Genomic DNA, 10,160 nt, shown 5'->3' with positions numbered 1-10,160 from the left:
GGTGGAGCCTGTGCCCCTCCCGCGTCTGGGCGGGGGGGGGCGCGGGGGTTTGGGGGCACCCCCGCCACCGCCCGCCACACCGCCGTCGTCGTCCCCGGCTCGGACAACGACCTGGAGAACTTCGACCGCTCCCCCGGCTCGTACGGCACCCCCGCCGGCATGGCCCGCTCGCTCTACCGGGCCACCGACCGGCAGAGCGCCGTGATCGCCTGGACCGGCTACACCACCCCGGTCGGGATCGGCCTGGGCGCCGCCACCGAGGACCTGGCCCGGGCCGGGGCCACGCGGCTCACCCGGCTGCTCGACGGACTCGCCGTCACCACCCGCCCGCAGGCCCCGGCCACGATGTTCTGCCACAGCTACGGCTCGGTGGTCTGCGGGCTGGCCCGCCCCGGGCCCGACCAGGCCTCCGGCGTGGTCGTCCTCGGCTCGCCCGGGATGGGCGTCGGCTCGGCCGCCGCCCTCGACCCGCGCGTCCCGCTCTGGGCCACCGCCCGCAACGACTCCGACTGGATCGGCCGGGTCCCCTACGTCTCGGTGCTCGGCCTCGGCCACGGCGCCGACCCGACCGCCCCCGGCTTCGGCGCCCACCCGCTGCCCGCCACCGGATCCGAGGGCCACGCCGGCTACTTCGCCCCCGGCACCGCCTCGCTCACCGCCTTCGCCGCCATCGCCCTCGGCCTCGACCGCTGACCGCTGACCGCCTCACCGAAAGGAGCACCGCCATGGCCCACCCGCTGACCGCCCTGCGCCGCGCCGCCCACCAGGTCGACGCCCGCACCCCCGAGACCCGCGACCGCGCCCTGGACGGGCTGCGCGCCCTCGCCCTGCTCGCCGTGCCGGTCGGGCACTGGCTGCTCGGCGGCTTCACGCTCTCCGCCGACGGCGCCCTGCACAACGCGAGCCCGCTCTCCTCGCTCGGCGGCCTCGCCCCGATCAGCTGGGTGCTCCAGATGCTCGGGGTGTTCTTCCTGGTCGGCGGCCACTCCTCGGTCCAGTCGCTGGAGCGGGCCCGGGCCAAGGGCGTGACGTACCTGGGCTGGCTGCGCGGCCGGTCGGTGCGGCTGCTGCGCCCGGTGCTGGGGGTGACGGCCGTCTGGGCGCTGCTGATCGCGCTGCTGCCCGCGCTCGGCGTCCCCGGGGACACCGTGCGGACCGGCGCGACGCTGGTGGTGCAGCCGCTCTGGTACATCGCGGTCTACCTGGGGCTGACCGCGCTCACCCCGCTGTGCGTGGCGGCCGGGCGCCGGCTGGGCGGCTGGTCGGCGGGCGTCCTGGTGGCCGCCGTCGCCGCCGTCGACCTGCTGCGGTACGGGCCGTGGGCGGAGGCGGTGCCGTCCTGGGTCGGGCTGTTGAACATCCTGCCGGGCTGGCTGTTCGGCTACCAGCTGGGCGTGCTGTGGGCGCAGGGCCGGCTCGGCCGCCCGGTGGCCCGGGTGCTGCTGGTCGGCGGCGGCGCGCTGTTCGCCACGCTGCTGCTGGCGTTCCACTACCCGGCCAGCATGGTCGGGGTGCCCGGGATGGAGCGGACCAACTCGCACCCGCCGTCCCTGCTGGTGCTGGCCCTGGCGGCGACGCAGTGCGGCGCCGCGGTGCTGCTGCGGGATCGGCTGGGCCGGCTGCTGACCCGCCGTCCGCTGCTGTGGCTGCCGGTGGTGGCGGTCAACCTCTCGGCGATGACGATCTTCTGCTGGCACCAGAGCGCGATGCTCGCGGTGGCGGTGCCCGGCGCGGCCGGACTGGGCGCCGTGCCGGGGCTGACCACCGCGCCGGACTCGATCGGCTGGGTGGCCGTCCGGGTGGCGCTGCTTCCGCTGTTCGGGGCCGTGCTGGTGGCGATCGGGTGGTTCACCCGGCGGTTCGACGGGCCGTGGACGGCCTTCTCCCGGGCCGGGAAGGCGCTGGCCGCGGCGGGTGCGGCGCTGTTCGCCGCGTACGCGCTGGGCATGGTGTGACCTGCGCCGGAGAGTGAGGCACCGGAGGGGCGCGGACCGATCGGTCCGCGCCCCTTCGGCCGTTCCGGGACCGATCCACGGCCACTCCGGGGCCGCCCGTCACAGGGGTCCGCAGCGGGATGCATCCGCATGCGAACCACCACGCACTGTGATCTCCTGTGACGGTCGGCGACCATCGCTGGACCGCGCCCGCCCACGGCCCGTCCGTCCGCATTCGCCACCCTCCCCACCCACCCCCTCCCCGAGGAGATCCATGTCCCCGTCCGCACCGCAGCCACGGCGCCGGGCCCGCCGCCGGCTGTCGGCCACCGCCGTGGTCTGCGCGGTGACCACCGGCACCCTGCTCGCCGCCGTCGGCCCGGCCACCGCCCACGGCGGGCCGGCCACCCCCGGCCAGAACGACCTCACCCCGCACATCGCCTCACCCCGGGTGATGGCCGAGATGCGGGACGACGAGGTCGCCGCGCTCGGCCCCGAGCACGCCGAGGAGCACGCCCGGGCCCGCGCCGCCATCCGCGGCATCGGCGACTACCCGCAGACCACCCGCACCAACCGGTACAACGCGCTGACGGCCTCCCAGGCCAACACCAACGCCGGCTTCGACCCGGCGGTGTTCGGCACGTTCAAGGAGTACTTCTCCTCCCCCGACTTCGGCGACCACGTCGCGCTGCTGCCGACCGGCAAGGTGCTGCTGTTCTCCTTCGAGCGGATCGAGTCCAACCCGGAGAAGGAACCCGCCCCCACCCAGACCACCGGCAAGGAGAACGCCGGCCGGGCCTTCCTCTGGGACCCGGCCAAGGGCACCGGCAAGGACGCCTTCAAACAGGTCACCCCGCCGGTCTCCGACATGCCGGACGGCCTCAACGAGCCCCGCCCGGTGCCGTTCTTCTGCTCCGGCCACTCCTTCCTGCCCAACGGCATGCTCGGCGTCTTCGGCGGGAACCTCGGCGGCAACGGCGGCACCGGCGCCAAGCTGTCACTGATCTTCGACCCGTGGACCGAGACCTGGACCCGCAACCCCGACATGTCGGTCGGCCGCTGGTACCCCTCGGTGGTGACCGGCGCCGACGGCCGGCAGCTGATCATGTCCGGCCAGTCCGAACTCGGCCACGGCACCCCGACCCCGGTGGTCGAACGCTTCCCCGCCAAGGGCTTCCCCGTCCCCCAGGGCAAGAACGACACCCCGAAGAACACCCCGGTGGAGCGCTTCAAGGCCGACGCCCCGTTCACCACGGACTACCCGCACCTGTTCTCGCTCAACGACGGCAACGTCTACGGCTTCGGCCGCCAGCCCACCGAGCAGTGGAGGTTCGACCCGGTCGCCGAGTCCCGCAGCGACCTCACCGCCCGCCCGGACGGCCGCCCGCGCAACTACGGCTCCGCCGTCATGCTGCCCGGCGGCGTCAACGGCCCGGACTCCGCCCTGATCCTCGGCGGCGACCGCGACAACCCGAGCACCCTGCGCTTCTCCAACGGCAGTTGGACCGCCGAGAAGTCCCGCGCCTTCGGCCGCACCCAGGACGACACCCTCCTGCTGCCCAACGGCCGGCTGATGACCGTCAACGGCGCGTACGACATCCGCGACTACGGCAACGGCCCGTACAACCCCAACGCCGACCTCAAGTACCGCCAGGTCGAACTGCGCGACGACCAGGGCAACTGGAAGCTCGGCCCGGTCCAGCGGCTCCCGCGCGGCTACCACTCCAACGCCGTGGTCCTGCCCGACGGGCGCGTGATGGTGACCGGCGACGAGCTCCAGCAGCTCGCCAACAACCCGGACGTCAACGGCACGGTGAGCGGCATCCCCGGCACGACGGGGCCCGTCACCATGAACGGCACCATCGAGATCTACGAGCCCGCCTACCTGAACCAGGGCAACCGGCCCCAGCTGGACCGGGCGCCGACCACCCCGGTCGGCTACGACAAGAAGTTCACCGTCACCAGCACCACCCCGGGGCTCGCCGCCAAGGCCGTCCTGCTGGCGCCGACCACCTCGACCCACTCGGTCAACACCAGCCAGCGCCACATCGAGCTGCGGCTCACCAGCCGGGCCGGCAACCGGCTGGAGTTCCAGGCCCCGCCGGACGCCAAGGCCGCGCCGCCCGGCTGGTACATGCTCTTCCTGCTCAACGACCAGGGCGTGCCCAGCGTCGCGCAGTGGGTCCAGCTCAGCTCCTCGGCCTGATCCCCGAACCGCCCCCCAGCGAAGGAAAGACCCACCCATGAGCACCCCCACGGCCACCGACCTGCGGCTGCGCCAGAGCGACGAGATCCAGGGCGACATCCTGGCCGGCTTCCGGAAGGACAACGTCAGCGTCCTGTTCCTCAAGTTCGAGGACGCGGCGCGCGCCCGCGACTGGCTGCGCCGGCTGGTCCCGCAGATCGCCACCACCCGCCAGGTCGCCACGTTCAACGATGCGTTCAGCGAGGCCAGGAGCGCCTCCGGCGGCGACGACCCCAAGTCACTGACGGCCACCTGGCTGGGCGTCAGCTTCACCTACGAGGGCATGCGGATGCTCTCCGCCACCGACCCGTTCGCGCAGGCCCCGCCGATCGGCAGCGGCCTGGAGGCGTTCAAGGAGGGCTCGGCGCAGCGGGCCGGCGCACTCGGCGACAGCGGCGACAACTCCCCGGAGAACTGGCTGTTCGGCAACGGCAGGAACCAGCCGGTCCACGCGCTGCTGAAGATCTCCGCGGACAGCGAGAAGGACCTCCAGGCGGCCATCGAGGCCCAGCGCATCGCGGCCGCCGAGGCCCGGGTCCTGATCGCCTACCAGCAGAACGCCCAGACCCTGCTGGGCAGCCGCCGCGGCAAGGAGCACTTCGGCTTCAAGGACGGCATCAGCGAACCCGGCGTGCGCTTCTTCGACCGGCCGGACCCGAACAACCCGGACGAGGTCGAGGGCCACCGGGGCACCCGGATCATCCCGGCCGGCGAGTTCATCTGCGGCGAGGACAACGACCCGTTCAGCTTCCCCAAGGACCAGTACCCGGACTGGACGCGCAACGGCTCCTTCCAGGTGGTCCGCCGGCTCGCCCAGGACGTCCCCGGCTGGTGGTCGCAGGTCTCGGTCAAGCTCCAGGAGCTGCGACTCGCCAAGGCCGTCCCGGACAACGCCACCACCGAGTGGCTGGCCGCCCGGATGGTCGGCCGCTGGCGCTCCGGCGCCCCGGTCTGCAAGCACCAGGACCGGGACACCCCGAACGACCCGACCTCCTCCAACGACAACGACTTCGATTTCCGGGACGACCTGGAGGGCCTGGTCACGCCGCTCTGGTCGCACCTGCGCAAGACCAGCCCGCGCGCCGCCCTCCAGGAGGACCCGAGCCACCCGCCGTTCGACCCGAACGCCCTCGACGGCCGTCGGATCATGCGCCGCGGCACCCCGTACGGCTCGCCGTTCGACCCGGCCTCGGAGGGCCCGGGCGGCCCCGACGACCCGCGCGGCCTGCTGTTCATCTGCTACCAGGCGGACATCGCCCGGCAGTTCGAGTTCATCCAGGCCGACTGGATGGACCAGCCGGACTTCCCGCCCAAGCGCAACCCGGTGCCCGGCAAGGACCCGGTCACCCAGGAGGCCCCGGACGTCGACTTCGAGAGCCGGGATCCGGACGGCACGGTCAAGCACACCCTGCTGAGCTTCCAGCAGTTCGTCCGGACCACCGGATCGGTGTACGCCTTCATGCCGTCCGTCAGCACCCTGAAGGCGCTCTGCGACGGACGGCTCACCGGCGGGTCCGGCCAGACCACCGGCCAGACCACCGGGCAGACCCAGCAGGGCGGCGGCGGCCAGGCCGCCTCCGGCAAGGCGTACCCCTGCGACGAGTTCCTCGCCGTCCCGGACCAGCAGCGCAGGGGCGGCCAGAGCCAGTACTGGGTGTTCCACGCCGACCGGTGCCGCCGGATCTCGGTGGCCGACGGCTCCGCCCACACCGACCGCGTGGTCGACGGCGACACCGGGCTGACGGCCTGGACGTGTCTGCAGGGCGTCGGGCGGGTCGACTGCGTCCTGCCGATGCCCGACCTCCAGAACCCGGACGGCAAGAGCTGGTACTGGGTGTTCCACAGCACCGCCGGCCGCCAGCAGTACCGGGCCGTCTCGATCACCTGCGGCGGCGGCTCCACGACCAGCGCCGTGGAGCGCCAGGACCGCGACCTCGGCGCCTGGAACTCGCTGGGCGGCGTCGACCGGATGGACTGCTTCCTGCCCGTCCCCGACCAGCAGCGGGTCGGCGGCAAGAGCTGGTACTGGGCGTTCCACACCACCGGCGGCCGCCAGCGCTACCGGCTGATCTCGGTGGCCGACGGCGCCGCGCACACCGACGTGTGCGAGCGCACCGACCGCGAACTCTCCCAGTGGGGCTCGCTGAACGGCCTGAGCCGGGTGGACTGCTTCCTGCCCGTCCCGGACTGCCAGCGGGTCGGCGGCCGGAGCGAGTTCTGGTGCTTCTCCGGCCAGAGCTACCGCCGGATCTCGATCGCCGACGGCAGCGGCCACCCGGACCGGCTGGTCTCCGGCGACCGCTCCTGCGACGCCTGGTCCTCGCTGCTCTGAACCGCCCGGCCCGGGCCACCCGCCCCCACCCGCCCCCCCGGTGCGCCCCGCGTGCACCGGGGGGCGCGCTGTCGGTCCCCTGCCCTACGCTGCGGGCATGGTGACGTTCGAGGAGTTCCGCGCGATGGCGCTCGCCCTGCCGGAGGCCGCACAGGAGCCGACCTGGGACATCGAGACCCTGCGGATCCGCGGCCGGATCTTCGCGATGGGCGCGCCCGAGGGCCGTTCCGTCACCGTCAAGGCCTCCCCCGAGGACCAGGCCGAACTGCTCGCCGCCGAACCCGAGGTGTTCTCCAGCGCGCCGTACGTCGGGCGGCACGGCTGGGTGAGCGTCCAGCTGGACCTGGTCGATCCGGAGGAGCTGCGCGACCTCGTCGTCGAGGCCTGGCGGCGCACGGCGCCCAAGCGGATGGTGCGCGAATTCGACGTGCGGGCCACTCTGTGACGCTGAAACGACACCGCCGGTTCATGTGAGCCATCCCACAGTTTGGGCGGGCGCGTCACCTCTCCGGGCACCCTACGCTTGCGCAGGGAAGCAGGCAGTCTCATCGCACCTCCGGGCACCGCCCGAGAAACGGTGACGGGCCCTAAGGGAGTTGGTGCGGTGCGCAACCGTCGGCGCTGGAAGCGGGTACTGATCGGGGCGTTCGCGGGCTGTGCCGTGCTCGCCGACGCCGGCGCCGCGGCGGCCCAGGCGGCCGCCTCCACCGAGCAGCTGGCGATCTCCACACCCCCGGCCGGCAGCGCCGCCTGGGTCCAGGACCACAGCTTCGACCGCACCCTGCCCGACCCGGCCACCACCACCCCGGCCGCCGCCGCCGCGTTCTTCGCCTCGCTCGCCCCCACCGAGCTGGACCGGCTGATCCGGGACTACCCGCTGGTCGTCGGCAACTTCGACGGCGCCCCGCTGGACCTGCGCTACCGCGCCAACAAGATCGCGCTGGCCGCCGAACGCGACAGCGCCCGGGCCCGCGCCGCCGACCACAAGCTCGACGCCGACACCCGCGAGCTGGCCGTCTCCCGCGCCAACGACGTCGAGCACCTGCTCGGCCCCGACCGGCAGATCCTCGCCTTCGACCCGCGCGGCCGCGGCCTGATCACCGAGGTGTGGGGCGACCTCGCCGACGCCGAGCGGATCTCCGTCGTCGTCCCCGGCTCGGACGCCGACCTCGGCCACTTCGACCAGGCCCCCGAACCGCTGCGCTCCCCGGCCGGCATGGCCCGCGCCCTGCACACCGAGGAGCAGCGGCAGGCGCCGAACACCCGCACCGCGGTGATCGCCTGGACCGGCTACGTCACCCCGTCCGGCCTCGGCCCGGACGCCGTCACCTCCCGGCTCGCCGACGTCGGCGCGCCCCGGCTGCAGCGGCTGCTCGCCGGGCTCAAGGAGACCACCCGGCCGGACGCGCCCCCGGCCCTGCTCTGCCACTCGTACGGCTCCGTGGTCTGCGGCAACGCCGCCCCCGAGATCCCACGCGCGGCCGCCTCGCCCTCCGACACCTCCGGGATCACCGACCTGATGGTGTTCGGCAGCCCCGGCATGGGCGTGCAGAGCACCAGCGAGCTGGGCACCGGCGTGCACGTCTGGGCCACCCGCAACCCCACCGACTGGATCGGCAACGTCCCGTACCTGGAGGTCGGCGGCCTCGGCCACGGCGCCGACCCGACCGCCGGCGGCTTCGGCGCCGAGCAGATCTCCTCGGCCCGCGCGGCCGGCCACAACGGCTACTTCACCGAGGGCACCGACAGCCTGCACAACTTCGCGGCGATCTCGCTCGGCCACTACCAGGACGTCGTCCGCCCCGACCCGAACTCCTAGAGCCCGACCTACCGCTGGCCCTACTCCTGGTACAGGCGCAGGGCGTCCGCCGCCGCCCGGGCCAGCTCGCGGCGGGCCGCGAGCGGGGCCAGCACCTCGACGTCCGCGCCGAAGGCGAGCAGCGCGCGGACGGCCGCCGGCGCCGGGAAGACCATCGCCACCTCGACCCACTCCTCGGCCGGCCCGGCGCCCGCCTCCGGCGGCGGCGCGGTGACCCGGCCGCCGTGGATGCGGACGAACATGTCCAGCCGCCCGCGCCGCACCCGCACCCGGACCGGCAGCTCCTTCGGCAGCCGCTCCACCTGCTCGCGCAGCACCGCCCAGGCGTCCCCGAGCCCCACCCCGGCGCGGCGGCGCACCGCCTCGTCGGTGGTCTCGGCGGCCAGCACCCGGTCGGCCCGGAACAGCCGGGGCTCGCCGTGCAGATCGGCCACCAGGTACCAGACCGCGGCCTTGCTCACCAGCCCGTACGGGTCCACGGTGTACTCCACCGGCGCCGGCGTGCCGCTGTGCCGGTAGCTCAGCCGCAGCCGCCGGTCGGCGAACACCGCGTACTGCAGCTCGCCCAGTTCGGGGCCGGCCGCGGCGCCGGCCGCCGGGCCGCTCTGCAGCCAGCGGGCCGGGTCGACCAGGATCCGCTCGGTGATCCGCTCGGCGGCCGGGCGGTGCGGGGCCGGCAGCGCGGCCATCACCTTGCGCAGCGCCGAGCCGAGCGCGCCGTCCAGCCCGAGGTCGCTGTGCGCGCCCTGGGCGGAGAGCACGAACAGCGCCCGGGCCTCGTCCGCGGTCAGTCCGGTGACGTCGGTGCGGTAGCCGGGCAGCAGGCTGATGCCGCCGTGGCGGCCGCGTTCGGTGAACACCGGCACGCCGGCGGCGGAGAGCGACTCCACGTCGCGGTAGATGGTGCGGACGGACACCTCCAGGCGCCCGGCCAGTTCGGTGGCGGGCACCCGGCCTCGGGTCTGGAGCAGGAGCAGGATGGAGAGCAGGCGGTCGGCCTTCATGGCAGCAGAATCCCAGCAATCCTGACGGCGGTTGTCAGGTTTTACTGGGAGATTGCCGTTCGAGCCCGAAAGCCCGCACCACCCCAGGGAGCTGATTCCACGTGAACTCCGTCCAGGACGCCCGCCCGCAGTACCTGCTCGCCCTCGGCCAGTTGGAGAAGCTGTTCGCCGAGATCACCCCGGACGCCCTCGACCGGCCCACCCCGTGCAGCGCGTTCGCGCTGCGGGAGCTGCTGAGCCACGTGGTCGGCGGCATCCACCGGTTCGCTTACCTGGGCGAGGGCGGCCGGGCCGAGGACGTCGTCGCCGCCACCGGGGACCTGGCGGACGACGCCTGGCCGGGCGCGCTGGACCGGGCCCGCGCCCGGGCCGTCGCGGCCTGGGCGGACGACGCCGCGCTGGACCGCCCGGCCCACGCGCCCTGGGGCGTGGTGCCCGGCCGGATCGCGGTCGGCGGCTACCTGATGGAGACGGTCGCGCACACCTGGGACATCTCCCGGGCGCTCGGCTCCCGGCAGCCGCTGGACGACGCGCTGGCGCACGCCGCGCTGGCCGTCGCCCAGGCCGTCCTGTCGGCCGAGCACCGCGGCGGGGCGGTCCCGTTCGGCGAGGTGCGGCCGGTCGCCCCGGACGCCGACGTGCACACCCGGCTGGCCGCCTGGCTCGGCCGGGAGGTCTGAACAGGCGCCCGGGACGGGGGGGGCGGGCCGGGGGGCCGCCGGCCCCCCCCCGCGCGACACCGCCCGCCCGGGTGTCTCGGTCGGGGGGGGGGGGGGCGCGCGCCCCCCCGCCCCCCCCCCCCGCCCCCGCGGGCGCGGTGCCGGGG

General features: G+C 74.5%; 8 protein-coding genes. 7 read left to right on the top strand and 1 reads right to left on the bottom strand.

The features are described from left to right. The 6 genes from ACFV6I_RS27485 to ACFV6I_RS27460 all read left to right on the top strand — a co-directional run. Positions 1-693: alpha/beta hydrolase (locus tag ACFV6I_RS27485; RefSeq protein ID WP_380428235.1), on the top strand; the 693-nt coding region annotated here is incomplete at its 5' end. A 32-nt stretch (positions 694-725) separates the two neighbouring features. Further along, positions 726-1,955, top strand: coding sequence for an acyltransferase (locus ACFV6I_RS27480; RefSeq protein WP_380343806.1), 1,230 nt, complete (start codon positions 726-728; stop codon positions 1,953-1,955). Positions 1,956-2,208: 253 nt separating this feature from the next. After that, positions 2,209-4,140 carry a galactose oxidase-like domain-containing protein gene (locus tag ACFV6I_RS27475; protein ID WP_380428234.1) on the top strand — a complete coding sequence of 644 codons (1,932 nt, stop codon included), beginning with the start codon at positions 2,209-2,211 and terminating at the stop codon, positions 4,138-4,140. A gap of 37 nt (positions 4,141-4,177) precedes the next feature. Beyond that, positions 4,178-6,511 (top strand): Dyp-type peroxidase, encoded by a 2,334-nt coding sequence (locus ACFV6I_RS27470; protein ID WP_380428233.1) that lies wholly within the window; start codon positions 4,178-4,180, stop codon positions 6,509-6,511. 97 nt (positions 6,512-6,608) lie between these two features. After that, a complete protein-coding gene (locus ACFV6I_RS27465) occupies positions 6,609-6,956 on the top strand; it encodes an MmcQ/YjbR family DNA-binding protein (protein ID WP_380428231.1) in 348 nt (115 codons plus the stop codon). A 159-nt stretch (positions 6,957-7,115) separates the two neighbouring features. Continuing rightward, on the top strand, positions 7,116-8,330 hold the full coding sequence (locus ACFV6I_RS27460; protein WP_380428229.1) for an alpha/beta hydrolase: 1,215 nt from the start codon (positions 7,116-7,118) through the stop codon (positions 8,328-8,330). A gap of 20 nt (positions 8,331-8,350) precedes the next feature. Here ACFV6I_RS27460 and ACFV6I_RS27455 read toward each other — a convergent pair whose 3' ends face one another. Then, the gene (locus tag ACFV6I_RS27455; protein ID WP_380341030.1) at positions 8,351-9,334 is read right to left on the bottom strand and encodes a helix-turn-helix transcriptional regulator; all 984 of its coding nucleotides are present in this window, start codon (positions 9,332-9,334) and stop codon (positions 8,351-8,353) included. A gap of 101 nt (positions 9,335-9,435) precedes the next feature. On the opposite strand from ACFV6I_RS27455, the gene ACFV6I_RS27450 reads away from it, so the two are divergent. Continuing rightward, complete coding sequence (locus ACFV6I_RS27450; RefSeq protein WP_380428227.1) at positions 9,436-10,014, top strand: TIGR03086 family metal-binding protein; 579 nt, start codon at positions 9,436-9,438, stop codon at positions 10,012-10,014. Positions 10,015-10,160: the final 146 nt, after the last annotated feature.

The organism is Kitasatospora sp. NPDC059803 (assembly GCF_042732255.1).
In the GTDB taxonomy this organism is placed as follows: domain Bacteria; phylum Actinomycetota; class Actinomycetes; order Streptomycetales; family Streptomycetaceae; genus Kitasatospora.
The sequence above is the reverse complement of the archived record's forward strand: the minus strand, read 5'-3'. Positions and strand labels throughout refer to the sequence as shown.